Annotated in this window: 18 protein-coding genes and 1 pseudogene; 9 read left to right on the top strand and 10 right to left on the bottom strand. The window is 66.2% G+C overall.

Annotation, left to right across the window (positions count from 1 at the left end; translation table 11 throughout):
• Positions 1-50: 50 nt before the first annotated feature.
• The 4 genes from JOF56_RS46695 to JOF56_RS46680 form a co-directional block, all read right to left on the bottom strand.
• Entirely contained in the window at positions 51-1,043 is a 993-nt protein-coding gene (locus JOF56_RS46695) for an aldo/keto reductase (RefSeq protein WP_209645936.1), read from the bottom strand.
• Complete coding sequence (locus JOF56_RS46690) at positions 1,030-2,598, bottom strand: PH domain-containing protein (RefSeq protein ID WP_209645935.1); 1,569 nt, start codon at positions 2,596-2,598, stop codon at positions 1,030-1,032. The genes JOF56_RS46695 and JOF56_RS46690 overlap by 14 nt, the downstream gene beginning before the upstream one ends.
• On the bottom strand, positions 2,595-3,152 hold the full coding sequence (locus JOF56_RS46685; protein ID WP_209645934.1) for a PH domain-containing protein: 558 nt from the start codon (positions 3,150-3,152) through the stop codon (positions 2,595-2,597). The genes JOF56_RS46690 and JOF56_RS46685 overlap by 4 nt, the downstream gene beginning before the upstream one ends.
• Positions 3,153-3,319: 167 nt before the next feature.
• Positions 3,320-3,679: a hypothetical protein gene (locus JOF56_RS46680; protein ID WP_209645933.1), complete on the bottom strand. Its 360-nt coding sequence runs from the start codon at positions 3,677-3,679 to the stop codon at positions 3,320-3,322.
• A gap of 287 nt (positions 3,680-3,966) precedes the next feature.
• Between JOF56_RS46680 and JOF56_RS46675 the strand changes: the two genes are divergently transcribed.
• The 7 genes from JOF56_RS46675 to JOF56_RS46645 all read left to right on the top strand — a co-directional run bounded on the left by JOF56_RS46675 (position 3,967) and on the right by JOF56_RS46645 (position 11,856).
• Positions 3,967-5,076, top strand: coding sequence for a DegT/DnrJ/EryC1/StrS family aminotransferase (locus JOF56_RS46675; protein ID WP_209645932.1), 1,110 nt, complete (start codon positions 3,967-3,969; stop codon positions 5,074-5,076).
• Between the two features lie 58 nt (positions 5,077-5,134).
• Positions 5,135-6,544, top strand: a complete 1,410-nt coding sequence (locus JOF56_RS46670; protein ID WP_209645931.1) for an NDP-hexose 2,3-dehydratase family protein — start codon at positions 5,135-5,137, stop codon at positions 6,542-6,544.
• A 37-nt stretch (positions 6,545-6,581) separates the two neighbouring features.
• The gene (locus JOF56_RS46665) at positions 6,582-7,706 is read left to right on the top strand and encodes a nucleotide disphospho-sugar-binding domain-containing protein (RefSeq protein ID WP_209645930.1); all 1,125 of its coding nucleotides are present in this window, start codon (positions 6,582-6,584) and stop codon (positions 7,704-7,706) included.
• 38 nt (positions 7,707-7,744) lie between these two features.
• Complete coding sequence (locus JOF56_RS46660) at positions 7,745-8,398, top strand: dTDP-4-dehydrorhamnose 3,5-epimerase family protein (protein WP_209645929.1); 654 nt, start codon at positions 7,745-7,747, stop codon at positions 8,396-8,398.
• 44 nt (positions 8,399-8,442) lie between these two features.
• A complete protein-coding gene (locus JOF56_RS46655) occupies positions 8,443-9,438 on the top strand; it encodes a Gfo/Idh/MocA family protein (RefSeq protein WP_209645928.1) in 996 nt (331 codons plus the stop codon).
• A gap of 131 nt (positions 9,439-9,569) precedes the next feature.
• Positions 9,570-10,799, top strand: coding sequence for a class I SAM-dependent methyltransferase (locus JOF56_RS46650; RefSeq protein ID WP_209645927.1), 1,230 nt, complete (start codon positions 9,570-9,572; stop codon positions 10,797-10,799).
• Between the two features lie 37 nt (positions 10,800-10,836).
• Positions 10,837-11,856, top strand: coding sequence for an SAM-dependent methyltransferase (locus JOF56_RS46645; RefSeq protein WP_307855573.1), 1,020 nt, complete (start codon positions 10,837-10,839; stop codon positions 11,854-11,856).
• A gap of 127 nt (positions 11,857-11,983) precedes the next feature.
• Here the strand turns inward: JOF56_RS46645 and JOF56_RS46640 are convergent, their stop codons facing one another.
• Positions 11,984-12,205, bottom strand: a complete 222-nt coding sequence (locus JOF56_RS46640) for a hypothetical protein (protein ID WP_307855572.1) — start codon at positions 12,203-12,205, stop codon at positions 11,984-11,986.
• A 206-nt stretch (positions 12,206-12,411) separates the two neighbouring features.
• A complete protein-coding gene (locus tag JOF56_RS46635) occupies positions 12,412-12,819 on the bottom strand; it encodes an integrase core domain-containing protein (protein WP_245378688.1) in 408 nt (135 codons plus the stop codon).
• A 1,096-nt stretch (positions 12,820-13,915) separates the two neighbouring features.
• Here JOF56_RS46635 and JOF56_RS46630 point away from each other — a divergent pair.
• Positions 13,916-16,177 (top strand): ATP-binding protein, encoded by a 2,262-nt coding sequence (locus JOF56_RS46630; protein WP_209645925.1) that lies wholly within the window; start codon positions 13,916-13,918, stop codon positions 16,175-16,177.
• A 25-nt stretch (positions 16,178-16,202) separates the two neighbouring features.
• Here JOF56_RS46630 and JOF56_RS46625 read toward each other — a convergent pair.
• The 4 genes and pseudogenes from JOF56_RS46625 to JOF56_RS46610 form a co-directional block, all read right to left on the bottom strand.
• A pseudogene (locus JOF56_RS46625) lies at positions 16,203-16,495 on the bottom strand (AAA family ATPase); the annotation flags it as partial.
• 33 nt (positions 16,496-16,528) lie between these two features.
• Complete coding sequence (locus JOF56_RS46620) at positions 16,529-17,593, bottom strand: integrase core domain-containing protein (protein WP_209645924.1); 1,065 nt, start codon at positions 17,591-17,593, stop codon at positions 16,529-16,531.
• 9 nt (positions 17,594-17,602) lie between these two features.
• On the bottom strand, positions 17,603-17,854 hold the full coding sequence (locus JOF56_RS58905) for a hypothetical protein (RefSeq protein ID WP_245378686.1): 252 nt from the start codon (positions 17,852-17,854) through the stop codon (positions 17,603-17,605).
• A 474-nt stretch (positions 17,855-18,328) separates the two neighbouring features.
• Positions 18,329-19,012: a TetR/AcrR family transcriptional regulator gene (locus tag JOF56_RS46610; protein WP_307855571.1), complete on the bottom strand. Its 684-nt coding sequence runs from the start codon at positions 19,010-19,012 to the stop codon at positions 18,329-18,331.
• 99 nt (positions 19,013-19,111) lie between these two features.
• Between JOF56_RS46610 and JOF56_RS46605 the strand changes: the two genes are divergently transcribed.
• Positions 19,112-20,035 (top strand): NADP-dependent oxidoreductase, encoded by a 924-nt coding sequence (locus JOF56_RS46605; RefSeq protein WP_307855570.1) that lies wholly within the window; start codon positions 19,112-19,114, stop codon positions 20,033-20,035.
• Positions 20,036-20,070: the final 35 nt, after the last annotated feature.

Here is a 20,070-nt window from a genome sequence, read left to right as displayed (position 1 = left end):
TTGCGTTTGCCGTCGAGTGGATCGAGCCTCCGGAGCGGGACTCCGTAGGCCTAGTCGGTGCCGCTCACCGCGGGCTCGGGGACCGAACGGACCTGGTCCCAGCTCATCTCCCCGATGGGCGGGGGAAGGGCCGCGATGTCGCGCAGGTCCGCCTGGGTCATTCGCAACTCCGCGGCCGCCGCGTTCTCGCGCAACCAGCGCAGGCGCCGTGTTCCCGGGATCGGTACGACGTTGTCGCCCTTGGTCATGATCCAGGCGATCGCCACCTGTGCCGCGGTGGCGCCGTGCCGCTCGGCGATCCGGTTCAGGCCGTCGACGATCGTCAGGTTGCGTTGCATCGCCTCGGTGCCGAAGCGGGGATCTCCCCTGCGGGAGTCGCCCTCGGCGATCTCGCCGGGACCGAGCACACCGGACAGATACCCCCGGCCGATCGGGCAGAAGGCAAGGAATCCCACGCCGTTGCGCTGTGTCCACGGCAGGATGTCGCCGAGGTTCTTGGTGACCCAGACCGAAAGCTCGTACTGGACCGCGGCGATCGGGAAGATTGCGTGCACGCGCTCGATCTCGTCGAGTGTGGCGTGCGAGATGCCCAGGGCGCGGACCTTGCCCTCGGCCACCAGGTCGGCCAGCGCGCCCCAGGACTCCTCGATCGGGACCTCGGGGTCGACGCGGTGCAGCTGGTAGAGGTCGATGGCCTCGACCCCCAGCCGCCGCAGCGAGCCTTCGCACGCCGCCCTGAGGTGCTCCGGGCGGCAGTCCCGGCCGAACTTGCCGCCCGGCCGCGGCACGAGGCCGCACTTGGTCGCAATCTTCACCTCGTCCCGGTGCGCCGCGAGCGCCTTGCCGAGCAGCAGCTCGTTGGTGAACGGGCCGTAGACGTCGGCGGTGTCGAAGAAGTTGATGCCGAGCTCGACGGCGTGGTGCAGTACGCGGACCGATTCCTCGTCGTCCCGGTCGGCCGGTCCGTATCCGTGCGACATGGAGCTGCAGCCAAGGCCGATCTCGCTCACGGAAAAGCCGTCGGTGAGTTTAATGTGCCGCATTTTTGCCCCCAATTTCACCTTCAGTCGGGTGATCCGGTTTTTCCGGACTGGGCGGTGGTGATGCCTTTTCGATGAACTCTGCTGCCAGCCAGGGGGTGGCACCGTTGATGAATGCGAGCGCCTGATCGAGTCCGGCGTCAGGCGCACGATAATAGCGATGGCCCGCTGCCGTCGGTATACCGACGGTCATTCTTCGGGCCACCCGCTGGAAAATTGTCTGCTGCAATTTCCAGCCGGCGACGGCACGGGTCTGCAAGGCAACTGTCGCCTGGCCCGTCGCGCCACTGCGCACCACGAGGTAGTCCCCGGCGAGCGTGTGCCCGAGCGTGTAGTAGGCGATCACGCCGAGGGTCCACGTGAACGGCAGGAACAACAGCGGGATCTGCCAGATCCAGTCCGCCCAGACCCCGGTCGCGCCGAGCCAGAGCATGATCCCGGCCACCGCCGCGGGTACGTAGGTGGCCCGCATCAGCCGTTGCCGCAACGCACTTCGTGGGTGCCGCAGCAGCGGCGCCTCGAGCGGCTCGACATCGCCCGGCAGCACGTACTTCGCCACCCGCCGGGCTTCGCCGACCGGGCAGCGCGGCAGGATGTTCGCGGTCTCCTTGCGCATGGCGTGGATTCCGGTGGTGACGAGTGTGGTTTCGGCGAGTCGCATCCACCGCAGCAGCAGCGGCTCGTAGATGTGGATGCCGCGGATCCGGCGATCCTCGCGGTACACCGACTGGGTGGTGAACAGGCCCTGCCGGGTGAGCAACGCGCCGCTCTGGTCGACCGTCCGGACCAGTTCGAAGTTCCAGAACTTGGCGACGAACTCGAACGCGAGCCCGAAGAAACCGAGCACGAATACCGCGGCCACGCCGACAAGCACCGAAAGGCCGGTACCGAGACCGGCCGAAGCGGCGGCGTTCTCGACGATCTCGATGAGGTCGATGTCGAACGACCGCAGGAACCAGTAACTGGCGTGCAGGAACATCGCGGCCGCGAAGAAGGCCCAGAACTGGAACATCGTGTAGAAGATCCAGTACCAGCGGAACCTCGCTATCACGGTTTCCTGCTCGGCAGGTTCGGGGTGCTGGTCGGGAATCAGTTCCCTGCGCAGCTGCGCGGCCATTTCCTTGCGCAGCGCGTTGAGGCTGAAAGTCGACTTGAGCCCCGACTCGCCCGCTTCGATGTGCACCACACGCAGCTGCGCGATCCGGTGCCTGATCCGGGCACTCGTGTCAATGCTGCGAATACGTTCCCGCGGCACGCCGCGGTATTCCAGGAAAAGCCAGCCGGTCCGCTTCTCGACGCGCTCCTCGGTGATCCGGTAGCGCGTGGTGAGCCAGCGCTGCAGATCCAGTGCCGTGGTGAGCACACCGAACCCGCAGGCGACCAGCAACGGCCAGACGTCGCCGCTGGGGAACAGGTACAGCCCGAGCAGGCCGGAACCGAGCGACAGCAGGAAAACCGTCGCGTTGACCCACACCACCCGGATGTCGAGGTGCTTCCACGGCACGGTGTCACCGGCGCTCGCCGCAGCGGGCTCGGCCGGCGCCGTCTGCGCGGTCACGTCGCATCCCCGGGGGTGTTCTGGGTGATCTCGTTGAGATGCCGGACCGCTTCCCTGGCCACCTCGGCGTCCAAACCCTCGATCTTGACCGAGCCCTCGCTGGAGGCGGTGATGACCTTGATCGTGGCCAGCCGCAGTGCCCGCTCCAGCGGACCCTGCAGCGTGTCGATGCTCTGGATCCGTGAGATCGGGACGATCCGCCACTCGCGGCTGATCCAGCCGCTGAGCGCATACACCATCTGATCCGTCGTTTCCCATCGGTGCACCAAGTAGCGATACGTCGGCATGAACAGCAGATTGACCACGAAAACGCCGGCCGCGACCCAGGTGATCGGCCCAAGCCACGTGCGGATGGACGGAAAAATCGCGTACAGCGTCACAAAAACGCCAATGACACCGATTGCCCAGAAAAACGTGTTGAGCGTGCGCCACAGAATGAACCGCGGGTTCAGCCGGTGTCGCGGCTGGCGGATCCGGAACGAATCAGCGCTGCGCTGCTCCAGCTCCTCCGCGGGTGCCGAGGAGTCCGAAGTGGACAGCGACGTCTTGTCCATCGGATATGAGTCCGATCTGTGCGGAGTTGCTTTTCTCTCCGGTTTACGGCCGGTTCGCGACGGTTGTCGCGCGAGTCGGTTCCCGTCTCGCTGGCGAGACATTCGCCCTTGGCGCCGGCCGGACGGGGTGTCCGGCAGTGCGGCGTTTCCGGCGCCAAGGCGGCCTGTCAGGCCCGGGCGGAACCGTCGGTCACGGCTGCGGCCGGTGCGTCGCCGGCCTCGTCCTCTTCGCCGTTCGGGTGCTCGTTCTCCCACTTCACGATGGCCACGATGTGCGTGGCCAGGTCGCGGAACTCCTCGCCGTACGAGTAGCTCTCGAACTTCTCCAGAAGCTTGCGGCCGGTGGCGTTCTCGATCTGCAGCAGCATCTGGATGACCGAGAAGGAATCCATATCGGCCAGGCTCTGCGGCTCGGGCATGTCGGGCTGCTCGTCACAGATGACCTTCGCAATGTCCCGCACCAATTTCTCGACCTCGTCGACGTTCGCCAGGTCGACCTCGGCAGCGCCATTCTCCTCGTCATACATGTCTTGATCGGCCCTTCCCGACTAATTTGGCGAATTACCTCGTTGTTGTGGACGCGACCGTAGCCACGGCTCGCTTTCGCGGTCAACAAGAACGAGTCCATGTCCCGCTGGCGGGACGGGCACTCTGCCAACGGCTTTATCGCAGCGGTGTCCCGGTGTACTTTTTCGACAGATCTCCCCGGTGCCCATCCGTACTTATTCGACGGATCCTCGGTACCCGCCCGCATGCTTTATCCGAGCTTTATCCGATTGGGTAGCGGCTGACCCTCTGGAGGTGACCTGCCCTCATGACGCAGTACGTCTGGGGTTATTTGCCGGAGTACGAGAAGGAACGGGACGACATCCTCGACGCTGTCGACACCGTGTTCCGCTCCGGCAAGCTGGTGCTCGGCCCGAGCGTCGCGGCGTTCGAGCAGGAGTTCGCTGCCTACAACGGCGTCGAGCACTGCGTCGGTGTCGACAACGGCACGAATGCCATCGTGCTCGGCTTGCGTGCGCTCGGCGTTCGCGCCGGCGACGAGGTGATCACGGTATCGAACACGGCGGCGCCCACGGTGATCGCCATCGACCAGGTCGGCGCCAAGCCTGTCTTCGTCGACGTCGACCGGGACACGTACCTGATGAAGATCGACCAGGTCGAGGCCGCGATCACCGATCGCACCCGCTGCCTGCTGCCGGTCCATCTGTACGGGCAGTGCGTCGACATGGCGCCCCTCAAGCAACTCGCCGAGAAGCACGGCCTGCCGATCCTCGAGGACTGCGCCCAGGCACACGGTGCGCGGCACCACGGCCAGATCGTCGGCTCGTTCGGCAAGGCCGCAGCGTTCTCGTTCTACCCCACCAAGGTGCTTGGTGCCTATGGTGACGGTGGCGCGACGATCACCTCCGACAGCGAGGTGGACGCGCGACTTCGCCGGCTTCGCTACTACGGCATGCAAGACGTCTACCACGTCGTTTCCACGCCCGGTTTCAACAGCCGCCTCGACGAGGTACAGGCCGAGATCCTGCGTCGCAAGCTGACCAGGCTGGACGAGTACATCGCACGACGCAGACTGATCGCGTCGCGCTACGAGGAGGCCTTCGCGGGCACCGACCTCGTGACGCCGCGCTTGGCGCCGGGCAACGACCACGTGTACTACGTCTACGTCGTCCGCCACCCGAAGCGCGACCAGATCATCGAAACGCTCAAGCAGCACGGCATCTCGCTGAACATCAGCTACCCCTGGCCGGTGCACACCCAGAAGGGCTTCACGCACCTGAACTACCCCAAGGGTTCGCTGCCGGTGACCGAAGAGGTCGCCGACGAGATCTTCTCACTGCCGATGTACGCCTCACTGTCCGATGTGGAGCAGGAGCGCGTCGTCGACATCCTGCACGGGGTGCTGGCAAACCTCTAGACCCGCCGAGGGCCGCGGCATCGTGCCCCACCGTTGACGTACCTGGAGGCTCACGACCATGAAGCGACTGGCGGTTCTGCACGAGGAACTCAACTTCCGACCGTGGACGCCTGACGGCACGCTCACGTCCACCGGCGAGTTCCACGACTGGTGGGCCGACCGGCACGCGAACGGGCACTTCGCCGTCGAGCAGGTGCCGTTCGAGCAGTTGAACGACTGGCACTTCGAGCCGGAGACCGGCAACCTCGGCCACTCGAGCGGGCGGTTTTTCACCGTCGAGGGGCTTCAGGTGCGCGACGGCGCGGTCGACACCTGGTCACAGCCGATCATCAACCAGCCGGAGATCGGGATCCTCGGCATCCTGGTCAAGGAGATCGGCGGGGTCCTGCACTGCCTGATGCAGGCGAAGATGGAGCCGGGGAACGTCAACACCCTGCAGCTCTCGCCGACCGTGCAGGCGACCCGCAGCAACTACACGCAGGTGCACCGCGGCAGCAGCACCCGGTATCTGGAGTACTTCGTCGGCCCCGGCCGCGGCCAGGTGCTGGTGGACGTGCTGCAGTCCGAGCAGGGCGCGTGGTTCTGGCGCAAGCGCAACCGCAACGTGGTCGTCCTGGTCACCGGGGACGTGCCGGTGCACGAAGACTACTGCTGGCTCAGTCTCCAGCAGATCGGTGAACTGACCCATGTGGACAACCTGGTCAACATGGACGCCCGCACTGTGTTGTCCTGTATCCCGTTCTCGCTGCCAGACGAGGGCGACGCCCCGACCGGTGAGTTGTTCCGGGACGCGCTGGTGCGCTCGTACCAGTACCAGAGCCGCGGCGGGCCGGTCCCGGCGCTGCACACCGCGGGCGGCATCCTCAGCTGGTTCACCGAGGCCAAGACCCGCTGCGAGTGGTCGGCCCGGCTCACCGCGCTGAAGTCGGTGCGGGGCTGGTCGCGCGACGAGAACGAGATCACGGCCGACAACGGCAAGAGCTTCCGCATCATCGGTGTGGAGGTCCACGCGGGAACGCGCGAAGTGAAAAGCTGGCGTCAGCCGCTTCTGCATCCGCGCGGCAACGGGCACGCGGCCTTTGTCGCCAGGCCGATCAACGGCGTGATGCACCTGCTCGTCCAGGCACGTCCGGAGTACGGCCTGATGGACATGGTGGAGATGGCTCCGACCGTGCATCTGTTGCCCGGTCAGCATGTTTCTGATGTCCCGGACGCGTTCCTACGCGACGCGCTGACGCCGGGCGGCGGCAAGATGCACTACGACCGCGTGCTCTCCGAAGAGGGCGGCCGGTTCTACCACGCGCTTACCCGCTACCAGGTGATCGAGGTCGGCGAAGACTTCCCGCTCGAGGTGCCTGCCAACTTCTGCTGGATGACCGTGCGTCAGCTGATGGACCTGTTGCGCCACGGCCACTACCTCAACATCGAAGCCCGCAGCCTGCTCGCCTGTATCCACAGTTTGTGCTGACGGGTTCGCTCGGCCAAGGCTACGAAGGGAGGTAATTGTGCGACTGCTGTTCACGACCGCGCCGCTGAGCGGTCATCTGTTCCCCATGGTGCCGCTGGCATGGGCGGCGCGGGCCGCCGGCCACGAGGTCCTGGTCGCGACGACCAGGAACTTCGCGCCCACTGTGCTGGCAACCGGGCTTCCCGCGGTGTCGTGGGGACCTGACGCGGACTTCGTCGGCATGGTCGCCGACGAGCCTCCTATCGAGGCGGACAACGTGCCGCAGCGCCGTTATGCCCACGGCAAGGCGTTCGGCCGGATAGCCCGGCGTGCTTTGCCTGGGGCGCAACGAGTCATAGCCGCGTGGAAACCGGACGTGATGGTCTGCGAGCGTGCGGAGTTCGCCGGGCCGGTTGTCGCTGCCGCGAATGACGTGCCGTACGCGGTGTTCCACTGGGGCGTGCCCGCTCTCGAGGAGTACCGCGAGGCCGCGGCAGGCGAACTCACGGATGTCCCGGGATTCTCGGCGTTGCCCGCGCCGATCGAGACGATCAACCCGTGGCCGGTTGGCATGCGTTTGCCGTATGCGGCAACCCATCAGGGCCTGCGGAGCATCGCCTACAACGGCGAGGGGGCGCTGCCCGACTGGCTGTTGCAGCCTGCCCGGCGCCCGCGGGTGTGCGTCACCTTCGGCACGTTGCTCCCGCGCGTCGCGGCGCTCGGGCTGCACAGTGTCGTGGCCCCGACGCTGGCGCGACTGGCAGGGCTCGGCGTGGAGCTGTGCCTCGCCGTCGACAACGACGTTCTGGCGCAATGGCCGGAGCTGACGGAATCGGCGACCGTGGCCGGCCGGATGCCGCTCGGCCAGGTGCTGCCCACGTGCGACCTCATCGTCAACCACGGCGGACAGGGCACGGTGCTGACCGCGCTGGCGGCCGGTTGCCCGCAACTTGTCCTGCCGCACATGGACGACCAGTTCGACAACGCCGCGGCCGTGGTGAAGGCGGGGGCCGGCATGAGCCTGTCCCTCGACGAGTTCATCCCGGCCGTGGTGGGCGAACGATGCGAGACCCTGCTCGGCGACCCCGGTTTCGGCCGTGTGGCGGCCGATGTGGCGACCGAGATCGAGGCACACCCGTCTCCCGTCGAGATCGTGGACCTCCTCGCGAAGCTGGCCGCCTGATGACCGACCTGGAGAACGACCTTGGGAGTAGATGGAGTATGCCGGGCTCACTGAAGATCGTCGAGATGACGATCCCCAACGCCTACCGGCTCATCCCGGAGCAGTACCCCGACCGCCGAGGAAGCTTCCACGAGGGATTCCGGGCCGACGAACTCTCCGAGGTGATCGGTTACCCGTTCGTTGTCGGGCAGGCGAACTACTCCGTCAGTTGCCGCGACACTGTCCGTGGCATCCACGGCACTTTGCTCCCACCGGGCCAGGCCAAGCTGGTCACGTGCATCGGTGGCGCGGTGATGGACGTGGCGGTCGACCTGCGCATCGGGTCGCCGACGTTCGGCCAGTACGACATCACCTACCAGGACGAGGACTCCGGGATCGCGGTGTATCTGGCCGACGGCCTCGGCCACGCGTTCCACGCGCTGACCGACGGCGCCCGCATGAACTACCTCTGCTCGGAGGAGTACGTGCCGGGCACGATGCTCGAGATCAATCCGCTGGACCCGGACATCGGCATCCCGTGGAAGCTCACCGGGGAGCCGATCATGTCACAGAAGGACGGCGGCGCCCTCGGACTCAAGCAGGCCGAGGCCGCGGGGCTGCTGCCGACCTATGAGCAATGTCTTGCGCACTACGCCGCGCTGAAGGCGAACGGGCCTTCGCGTTCAGCCAAGGGGATAGCGGCCGCCGAGTGACGATCACTGTCCTGCACATCCACTGATTACCGGAGTTTGCGCCGATGACGAGTAACGACACGGCCCAGCGGCTACGTTTTGGGGTCATAGGCTGCGCGGACATCGCGTGGCGTCGAACCCTGCCGGCGATGATCACCAACCCCGCGATCGAGGTGGTCGCAATCGCCAGTCGTGACCTCGGGCGCGCAACCGAGTTCACCAACAAGTTCGGTGGTACCCCGCTGGCGGGGTACTCCGGGGTGGTCGAGCGCGAGGACGTGGACGCGGTCTACATTCCCCTGCCCCTGATGATGCACGGCGAGTGGATCGAGCGGTGTCTCGACGCCGGCAAGCACGTGCTGGTCGAGAAGCCGATGACCGACAGCTACAAGGAGACCAGCAGCCTGATCGACCTCGCCCGGTCGCGTGGCCTGGCACTGATGGAGAACTACATGTTCCTCCATCACTCCCAGCACGCCACGGTGCGCAAGGTGCTCGCCGACGGCGTCATCGGTGAGGTGCGCGGCTTCCGTGGCGACTTCACCATCCCGCCCAAACCTGCCGGGGACATCAGGTACCAGTACGACGTCGGGGGCGGGCCTTTCCTCGACTTCGGTGGCTATCCGCTGCGTGCGGCCCTGCACGTGCTCGGCAAGAAGCTCCAGGTGGTGGGCGCGGTGTTCCGCCGCGACGCCGATCTGGACGTAGTGATGTCCGGCGGTGTCCTGCTCGCCACCGAACAGGGCGTGCCGGTGCAGCTGACCTTCGGCATGGAGCACTCCTATCGGAACTCCTACAGCCTCAGCGGAAGCATCGGCAGTCTGACGCTCGACTGGGCGTTCACGCCGCCGCACACCCACCGCCCGGTCATGCGGATCGAACGGCAGGATCACCGCGAGGAGCTGGTGCTCACTGCGGAGGATCAGTTCGCCAACGTTGTGGACATCTTCGTCGACGCCGTGTTGTCCGGCGACGATCTGCGGCGGGAGCACGAGGGGACGCTGGAACAGGCGGCCCTGATGGAACAGATCAGGATGGCGGCAGTGACCGTCAACGTCTGAGCAAGCGCTGAAAGAAACTGCCTGCCGGCGGGCGACGATGCCCGCCCGTCGGGCGCACCAAATACGAACAACGTCGCGCGCGGGTTTGACAGCGTCACCCTTGCGTTGTTGACCGGTCTGTAGGAGTTCAAATGTCGAACAGTTCCCAGTGTCGTGTGTGTGGCGGAACCGTCACCGAGTTCTTCGACTTCGGGCGCCAGCCGTTGTCCGACGCGTTCCACAAGCCGGACGCGGACTTCGAGCAGGAGTTCTTCTTCCGGCTCGCCGTCGGGTTGTGCGACACCTGCACCATGGTCCAGCTGATGGAGGAGGTCCCCCGGGACCGGATGTTCAACGAGGAGTACCCGTATTTCTCCTCCGGCTCGGCGTACATGCGCACCCACTTCGAGTCGCTGGCCAAGCACCTGCTCTCCGCCGAGCTCACCGGTGACGACCCGTTCGTGGTCGAGATGGGTTGCAACGACGGTGTGATGCTCAAGACGATCGCCGATGCGGGCGTCCGGCATCTCGGCGTCGAGCCGTCCGGCAGTGTCGCGGACGTCGCCGCCGCCAAGGGAGTCCGGGTCCGCAAGTCGTTCTTCGAGGAGTCCACCGCGCGGGAGATCCTGGCCGAGGAGGGCCCGGCGGATGTCATCTACGCCGCGAACACCCTGTGCCACATCCCTTACATGGACTCGATCCTGACCGGTGTCGCGACGCTGCTCAGGCCGACCGGTGTGTTCGTCTTCGAGGACCCGTACCTCGGTGAGATCGTCGCGCGTACGTCGTTCGACCAGATCTACGACGAGCACTTCTACTTCTTCACCCTGCGCTCGGTGCAGGAGATGGCCTCACGGCACGGCCTCGAGCTGGTCGACGCCGAGCGGCTCACGGTGCACGGTGGTGAGGTCCGCTACACCTTGGCGCCCAAGGGATCCCGTACCCCGACCGACGCGATGAAGGCACTGCTCGCCGAGGAGGAGGCGGCCGGCCTCACGAAGATCGAGACGCTGCGGGGCTTCGGCGCCAAGGTGGAGAAGAACCGGGACGACCTGCTGGAACTGCTGCGCACGGCGAAGGCCGAGGGCAAGCGGGTGGTCGCCTACGGCGCCACGGCCAAGAGCGCGACGGTGACCAACCTCGCCGGCATCGGCCCGGACCTGGTGGAGTTCGTCTGTGACAGCACGCCTGCCAAGCAGGGCCGGGTCACCCCGGGCACGCACATCCCGGTGGTCGAGTCCGCCGAGTTCGCCAACCCGTACCCCGACTACGTGCTGCTCTTCGCGTGGAACCACGCCGAGGAGATCATGGCGAAAGAGCAGGCATTCGCCGACGCGGGCGGCAAGTGGATCCTGTACGTCCCCGATGTCCGGCTGGTCTGACGGTCGCGCAGGCCCGCCCTCGTCGAAAGGAATCGCTGTGAGCACACAGAGCACTTTGGTCGCCGTCCCAGGGGCACGAACTGCGGCGGGCATCTTCAACTCGGTGGTGGCGGGATTCGCCGTCGCCACCGCGTGGGAGATCGGCGTGCTGGACGAGCTGAACGATGTCGGCAGGCTGAACGTCGCGGCGTTCAGCGCGAGCCACGACCTGCATCTGGCGTCGGTGCGCAGCGTGTTCGCCGCGCTGGCCTCGGCCGGTGTGGTCGTCCGGGCGGGCGACACCGTCTCGATCGGACCGCAGTTCGCGGACGTCTACCAGAACAAGGCGTTCTTCCACTGGCTGACGATCGGCAGCGGCGAGCTGTTCGCGGCGATGCCGCGGATCGTGCGCAACCAGAACAGGTCCGGGGAATTCCACCACCGGGACGCGGCGGCGATCGCCTTCGCCTGCCGGGAGATCAACGCGCGGTCGTTCGACCCGGTGTTCTGGCAGGCGATGGGATCGCTGGACTTCCCGCTCACCACCGTCGCCGATCTCGGCTGCGGCAGCGGCGGCCGGCTGGCACAGATCGCGGACCGGTTCCCCGGCGTGCAGGGCATCGGCATCGATATCTCGGCCGACGCCCTGCACGCGGCCGAGACTTTTGTGGACGAGGCCGGGTTCGGCGGCCGGTTGCGTTTCATCGAGGGCGATGTGCTTGCCCTGCAGCCGGACGAGCGGTTCGCGGACGTCGAACTGCTCACCTGCTTCATGATGGGGCACGACTTCTGGCCGAGGGAGCAGTGTGTGGCGACACTGCGCCGGTTGCGGCAGGTGTTCCCCAACGCACGCCGGCTCCTGCTGGGCGACACCGCGCGCACCCAGGGAATTCCGGACGAGGACAAGCCGGTGTTCACACTGGCCTTCGAGACGGCACACGACCTGATGGGCGTGTACCTGCCAACGCTCGCCGAATGGCAGGGCGTGTTCGAGGAAAGCGGATGGCGTTGCGTGAACGTCCGCGAGGTGCACACACCCGCCGACTCGGTTCTTTACGAGCTGGAGGCGCTCCGCTGACGGGACGTGCCACATGATCACGCGGTCAGGTGTCGTCGCAACTGGGGGGATCGGCCTGTGTCGACCGTGCGGACCGGGACCGCGGTGTGTCGGCAGTGCGCAATGCGCGGTGAGGCCGATAGAGCGGCTATACGGCCTTGGTACGCCGGGTGGTCCGAGGGCTGGAGGGCGGGAACTCGCCGCGCGCGACCTGCTCGGCGACGCCGTGCCAGAATTTCAGCGCGGCCTGTTCCAGGCCCAAACCGAGTTCCAGCGTCACCATGCGGGCCGCGACGTCGTCGAGCCCGGCGAGCTCGTTGAAGAACAACTTGATCTCCGCGATGTCGCGGAGCTCGAAGTGTGCGTTCACCGGTTCGGCGAGCCAGTCTCGTAGCGCCGCCCCGCCGTTCGTTGTGATCGTGTACAGCTTCCGCCTGCGGCCGTGCTGCTCCTCCTGGAGGTCGAGCAGCCCGGCATCCTCGAGCCGCTTGGGCTATAGGAATACAGCTGTGCGTGCGGGAAAGTCCAGAAATAACCGATGGACCGTGTAGGTGCCGACAATTACGTCCGTCGAGGTCAGGCGGCGTGGTGATACTGGTGGAGGATGCCGCCGAGTCGATCTTGTCGTCGGATGTCGAGGTATTCGAGTGCGTGTGGTTTGGTGATGGGTGGCGGAAGTGGCCGTTGTGGTGCGGCGGCGTGTAAGGCTCGGTTGGGTCGGTGGTGGTTGTAGAAGTCTTCGTATTCGCGGAGCGCGTGGAGTAGGTGTCGCTGGTTGTAGATGAGGGTGCGGTCGAGGAGTTCGGTTCGGCAGGTGCGGATCCAGCGTTCCATGATCGCGTTCATGCGTGGCATGCGGATGCCGGTGGTGATGGTGGTGATCCCGCTGTCGGTGAGGACGGTGTCGAAGGCGGTGGTGTATTTGCTGTCGCGGTCCCGGATCAGATATCGCACCGTAGTGGCGCCGGCGTCCTCGAGGTCCATGACGAGGTTTCTGGCTTGTTGAGTGGTCCAGGCCGCGGTGGGGTGTTCGGTTGCGTCAAGGATGCGGATTCGTCGGGTGGTGTGCTCGATGACGGCGAGGACGAACAGCCTGGTCCCGGTGAGTGTTCGAGCTTCGAAGAAGTCGGCAGCGAGGATGGCGTGTGCCTGGCTGCGCAGGAAGTTGGCCCAGTTCTGTCGGTCGCGACGAGGTGCCGGTTCGATGTTGTTGGCTCTGAGGATCTCCAGACGGTGGAGGGTGCGATTTTGATGGCCAGGGCGGCCAATTCACCATGGATGCGGCGGTAACCCCAGTTCGGGTTCTCGCGGGCGAGCCGGAGGACGAGTGTTTGGATGCTGCGGATGGTGGGTGGTCTGCCTGGCCGCTTTGGTCGGGATGCTCGGCCGTGGCGTTTGTGGAGCAGGTTGCGGTGCCAGCGCAGGATAGTGTCGGGGGAGACGATGAGGTGGAACGTGCGCAGTGTGGGTCTGGGGAGGCGGTGGAGCAGGGCGGCGAGGAACGCGCGGTCGGGTGGAGTAAGGCGTGGTTTGGGGACGTGGCGTTGCAGGATGGCCTGTGCACGTCGGCTGCGGCTTCGAGAGGGAGGATCTCGGTGACGGCGGCTTTCAACGTGCCCGCTCCGACCAGCCGGAGGACGTCGTGAAGTTCGGACTCGCTGCAGGACTTGGTCCCAAGGAGTGCGATCTCTTTGAGGATCAGCCGCGCGGGAAGCAGCTTCAAGCTGATCCTACAGCGCCCCAGCCGGATCGCTGGTGCCCAAGACACGCTCGAGTGCCGCACGCATGCTCGTCGACGCGCTGGCGTTGAAGGCCACGACGTGCGGCAGGACGATGGTGTGGATCTCCGCGTGAGGTAAGGCCGAAGGTGCCGCCGAGCACGTGGCAGAGCTTGTGATGCTGGGTTTGCCGTTTGTGTTGTGGCGTGAGTCGGCATTGGCCGGTACGCGTCAGCAACCGGTATTGACCGGGTGCTGTTCTGGTTGATTCTGAGCTTGTGGGCGGTGCAGGGCAGCGGTCGCGAAGGGGAAACCTTCCGGAGGACCTGAACAGCTTTGTCGGGCGCCAGCAGGAGATGGCCGTGGTGAGGAGGTCGCTGGAGTCGGCGCGGTTGCTGACGTTGACCGGTCCGGGTGGGGTGGGCAAGACCCAGCTGGGGTTGCGGGTGGCCAGGCAGGTGCGGCGGGCGTTCGCGGACGGTGTGTGGCTGGTCGAGCTGGCCGCGTTGCAGGATCCGGGGTTGTTGGCGCAGTCGGTGGCGGATGCGTTGGGGTTGCGTGATCAGTCCGTTCGTTCGCCGTTGGCGGTGGTGGCGGATTATCTCCGGGACAAGGAGCTGCTTCTTGTTCTGGACAACTGTGAACACCTGCTGGAGGCGTGTGGTCTGGTGGTGGCCAAGCTGCTCGGTGCGGCCGGGGGGCTGCGGGTGCTGGCCACCAGCCGCCAGGTGTTGCGGCTGGAGGGTGAGCACGTTGTGCCGGTCGGCCCGTTGTCGGTGCCGGACCCCGATCGCCTGCCATCGCAGGGGAATGTGCACCAGTACGAGGCGGTGCGGTTGTTCGCTGAGCGGGCGGTGGCTGTTGTGCCGGGGTTCGAAGTCGATGCCGGCAACCGGGCGGCGGTTGTGGGGGTTTGTCATCGGCTGGATGGGATGCCGTTGGCGATCGAGTTGGCTGTGGCGCGATTGCGGGTGCTGTCGCCGGAACAGTTGCTGCAACGGTTGGATGACCGGTTCCGGCTTCTGGTGCGGGGACCCCGGTTCAAGCTGCTGCGTCATCGCACGCTGCGGGCGACGATCGACTGGAGTTTCGACCTGTGTGAGCGGGAGGAGCAGGCCTTGTGGGCGCGGGCGTCGGTGTTCGCTGGTGGGTTCGACCTGGACGCGGCGGAGGCGGTCTGCGGTGACGGCGGGATCGACCGCGACCAAGTGCTCGACCTGGTGGCCGGACTGATGGACAAGTCGATCCTGGTCAGGGAAGGGCACGGGTACCGTGCGCGTTACCGGATGCTGGACACCATCCATGCTTATGGGCGGGACAGGCTGCGTGAGTCCGGTGAGGAAGCGACGCTACGCCGATGGCACCGGGACTATTACCTCGGTCTGGCCGAACTCGGCAAAACTGAGTGGTTCGGCCCTGACCAGGTCGAGGTGTTCCGGCGCACCCAACGTGAGCACGCCAACCTGCGCATCGCGCTGGAATTCTGCCTGAGCACCGCGGGCGAAACCCGCACCGGCCTGCATATGGCCGCCGCGCTGCACTTCTACTGGGTCGGCTGCGGCTTCATGGCCGAGGGACGCCGCTGGTTCGATCGGGCCCTCGCGGTCGACACAGAGCCCAGCTTGCCGCGGGCCGCCGCGTTGTGGGCCAACGCCCACCTAGCTGGCGTCCAGGGCGCCCACCGGTCCACGAACGACATGGCCGAAGAGTGCCATGCCCTGGGGCTGCGGCTTGAAGATGAGACTTCGCTGGCGTGGGCCCTCCTGCTGCGGGGACACCATGCCATGATGACCGACGATCAGTCGCTCGCGGTGGCGCTGTACGTGGACGCGCTGGCTCGCTTCGAGGCGCTCGGAAAACTGAACAGCATGGCGATCATTGTCTATATATTGCTGGTCTTCGTGTTTGTTTTCCTGGGCGACTTCGCCCAGGCGGTCACCGTGTGCCGGCAAGGCATCGCGATCTGCGAGCCCAACGGCGAGCTATGGGTCCGCAGTTATCTGCTTTATACCCTCGGCTGGGCGGAGTGGTCTCAAGGCGAGATGGAGCAAGCCACTGTACACGCGCGGGAATCGTTGTCTCTCAAGAAGGCATTGAACGATCTCCTGGGCATGGCTGTAGCGGTCGACCTGATGGCATGGATCGCGGCTGCGGCGGGTGACGGTGAGCGGGCGGCGACGTTGCTCGGCGCGGTCGGGCAGCTGTGGGAGTCGACGGGTGGCCGGGCCCAGTTGGGTTCGCCAGCCTGGATCGTCCCGCACGATGCGTGCGAGCGGCAGACCCGCAAGGCCCTGGGTGACCATGCCTTCCGAGCGGCCTTCGCTCGCGGTTACGAATTCGGCCTTGACGAAACGGTCGCCTACGCGCTCGGCGAGAAACCGCAACCCACCACCGAAACGGACACTGAAACGGGCAGCGCAGAGGTGTCGCTGACTCGGCGGGAACAGCAGGTCGCGGAGTTGGTCGCCGAAGGGCTGACCAACAAACAGATCGCGGACCGGCTGGTGATCGCCCAGCGCACCGCCGAGGGCCACGTCGAACGCATCCTGGCCAAGCTCGGTTTCACTAAACGCGTCCAGATCGCCGCATGGATGGCCGAACAGCCGGGAACCCGAGGCACGTGACAACCGCAGGCCAAGTCAGACATTCGGAGAACGACGGGTTTTCCGTGGTAGCCGCCACGAGCAGCACGAGCCGGTCCTCGACGGCTCCGAGCAGCGCGTCCTGCTGGGTCTTGGAGAAGTGGTGCACCTCGTAGATGAACAGCACAGTTTGATGGTCGCGGCGACGGCGCGCATCGTTGATCATCTCGCACAGTTCCTTGACACCGCTGGTCAGCGCCGAGAAAGCGACGAAGTGCCGGTATCGACGGTGGCGAGCAGGCGCGCGATCGTGGTTTTCCCGGTGCCGGGCGGGCCGTCGAGCAACACCGACGCCCTGGTCGAAAACTCGGTTACCGGTTCTGGTCTGGACTTTCATGCGGCGGGTCGGTACTCGTTGAGCAGTCCGCCGAGACACTGTCGGCGTCGGATCCTGTCGATCTGGGCCGGGAACGGGATCGGTTCGTCGTCGGGAGCACGCAGACGCATCCGGTCGCCTTGGTGGCTGCGTCCGGCGTTGTGGTGGGCGACGTAGGCGTCGAGCACGTGGCGTAGATGGCGTTCTCCGGTGATAAGGACTCGGTCGGTGCATTCTCGACGGGCGGAGCCGATCCAGCGCTCAGCGAATGCGTTCATCCGCGGAGACCGCGGTGCGGTGAGCACGATCTCGATGCCGATCGAGGCGAAGACCGTGTCGAAGGCGGTACCGAACTTTGCGTCACGGTCGCGAATGAGGTGTCTGAATCGGTGCCCGGTCTCCTCCAGATCGCTGGCAAGTCCGCGCGCCACCTGAACCACCCAGTCCGCAGTCGGATGCTCGGTAACGCCGAGTAGGTGGACCCTGCGTGTCTTGATCTCGATAGCGAACGCGACATACAGCCGCTTGAGTGTCACGGTGTCGATGTGGAAGAAGTCGATGGCAAGGAGGCTGTCTGCCTGGGCTCGCAGGAAGGCGCGCCAGGTGTCGTCGCGGCGTGTCGATGGCAGGACTCCGTTGGCGCGCAGGACCTTGCGGATGGTCGAGGCCGCGACCCGATGGCCGAGGCGACGGAGCTCACCCTGGATACGAACCACGCCCCAGGTCCGGTTCTCCCTCGCCAGGCGCACGATCAGGGCGGCCAGTTCATCGCCGATCGGCGGACGACCCGGCGGTGTCGGCTGTCGCCACCGCGCGGCGATTAGCCTGCGGTGCCAGCGCAACAACGTTCCCGGCGTGACCATCCGGTGGACGCGTAGGGCCTTCGGAAGCATCCGGGCAAGCCCGGCCAGGACCGCGCGATCCGGCCAGGACAGGTGAGGTCTCGGATTACTTCGTCGCAGCACAGCGACCTCATGTCGCAAGGCAAGTATCTCCGCGTCCTTTGACGCTGACGATCGAGCGAACAGGGCAAGCCAGGACAGCACCTGACCACAGAGCCGATAGACCAGACGAACAGACACGACCACCGATCATTGGACGTCACGATCACCCAGGTCAAACCGGGTTACCGAGTTTTCGACCAGGACAGGGATCCGCAAACGCTTGAGCACGCGGCGGACGCTCGATGCGGACACGCGCTGACCGAGCTTAAGTAGCTCGCCCTGAATCCTGCGATGTCCCCAACCAGTGTTCTCTCGTGCCATTTGTTGGATCAGCGCGACGATGCTGCGGTCGATCGGAGGGCGTCCTGTCCGGTGGGGATAGGTCCGCTTCTTGGCCACCAGGCGACGGTGCCAGCGCAGGAGGGTGCCTGGTGTGACCGACCGCTGTCTCCGGAGCAGGCCGGGTAGTCGCCGCGCTAGTACGGCGAGCACCGCGCGGTCGGCCCAATCCACGCGTGGACGGTGGGTTCGTGCGCCGCAGCACGGCGATCTCGTGCCGCAGGACGAGTAACTCCACGTCCTTGGATGCCGAGGACCGGCCGAGCAGGACGAGCCAGTCACTGAGCCGGATGAAGATCAGGTACAACAGTCGCAAGCCCACGCCACACGATCATGCCTCAGCATCAAAGCGTGGATCGCCGCAGGTCACGACCTCGGCGCAGAGTTCTGAAACCCCACAGGCCGCCGCGAGCCAGGTCGACGAAAGTCCGAAGTGGCCGCATCGGCGGAGCAAGTACCTACTGGTGTCCATAAGGGACTAGTCCATAAGAGACTTGCTGCGTTGAAGATCCTGTCGTAGAACTCGTCGATCGCTCAGGTTTCGTTCGAGGAGGGCCGTCCAGAGCGGGCCATGGCGCAGTAGAGGGCGGGCGACGACGGCGCTTCCGGCAACGGCGGGAGCGGGGCATCCGGGGAGGCGAAGGCGCGGAGCATCTGCCCAACGAGCCGGCGCCAGGCCTCGGGCGCGTCGTCGATGGTGGCGGCGATGACGCCGGCGTTGGCCATGAGCAGGACGACGAGGTCCTCCGAGGCGAAGTCGGCCCGCAGGTGGCCGGTGGCCTTGGCGCGGGCAATGAGTTCCAGGAAGCCCTCGTAGGACTCGGCACGCCGGGCTTCGAGGGCTTTGGCGGCGGGAAAGGTCATGGCCAGCACAGCGGCGAAGCCGCGGTCGGCGGCCTGCATGGCGCAGATGGCCTCGATGTAGCGCGTGAAGGCGCGCCAGGGGTCGGGGTCGGCGAGCGCCTCGGCGGTGGCGGCGGCGTAGTTGTCCATGCGGTCGGCGAAGACGGCGTTGATCAGGTCCTCGCGAGTGGTGAAGCGGCGGGACAGAGTGGCCTTGCCGACACCCGCTTCGCGGGCCACCGAGGCCATCGAGACCCCGAGGCCCTCGGTGGCGTACAGCCGACGGGCGGCGGACATGATGCGCTCACGGTTGCGCTCGGCGTCCGCACGCAGGGCGGTTTCGGACTGCTGACCTGGTGGTTCGGGCGGTGTCACGCCTACCACTCTACTAAATGGAACGCCCTTCCCGATTACGTGCTACGGTGGTGCCAGGAAACGGGAAGGCCGTTCCACTTACTGTGAAGGTGGTTGTCCGTGCGTGCTGCGACATTGGAGTCCGTCCCGGCCAGCCCTGCTGTCGGCGAGGTTGAGATCCCGCGTCCGGAAGCGGGTGAGTTATTGGTGCGGGTGGCTTCGGCCTCGGTGAACGGGTTCGACACCGCTACCGCCGCCGGTTACCTGCAGGGGCTGATGGAGCACCGGTTCCCGCTGGTCGTGGGCAAGGACTTCGCCGGGACGGTCGAAGCTCTTGGCGAGGGTGTCGACGGGTTCGCGGTGGGGGACGCGGTCTTCGGCGTGGTGATGAAGCCGTTCCTGGGCGCGGGTTCGCTGGCCGAGTACGTCACCGTGCCGGCCTCCTACGGTGTCGCCCACATCCCGGACGAGCTCAGCGTGCGCGACGCCGGTGCACTGGGCCTGGCGGGCACGGCCGCGCTGGACACGCTGAACGCAGTGGACCCGGACAAGGACGAGACGATCCTGATCTCCGGCGCCACCGGCGGTGTCGGCAGCCTGGCCGTGCAACTCGCCGCCGCCCGGGGTGCCCGTGTCATCGCTACCGCCCGCCCCGGCGCGGATACGGACTTGGTCACCGGCCTCACCGACGCCGAAATCCACGTAGTCGACTTCACTGACGACCTCGACGCCCAGGTCCGTACATACGCGCCGAACGGCGTGGACACCGTGCTGCACCTGGCCGGTGACGGCACCCAGCTCGCGGGCCTGCTGCGCCCAGGCGGGCGCTTCGCCTCCACCCTCGGCGTCACTCCCGACGGCATCACCGCCTTCTCGGTGATGGCCGACCCCACCCCTCAGACCCTTGCCCAGCTGGCCGCCGACGCCGCCTCCGGCGCTCTGCGGGTCCCGGTCACCGCGACCTACCCCCTGGACCAGATCCACGAAGCGTTCACCGCATTCAACGCAGGCACGCTCGGCAAGGTCGCCATCACCTGCTCCTGACCCCGCACACCTCGCAACGATCTCGGAAGGAATCT

Origin of the sequence: Kibdelosporangium banguiense, assembly GCF_017876405.1 — a bacterium.
In the GTDB taxonomy this organism is placed as follows: domain Bacteria; phylum Actinomycetota; class Actinomycetes; order Mycobacteriales; family Pseudonocardiaceae; genus Kibdelosporangium; species Kibdelosporangium banguiense.
The sequence above is the reverse complement of the archived record's forward strand: the minus strand, read 5'-3'. Positions and strand labels throughout refer to the sequence as shown.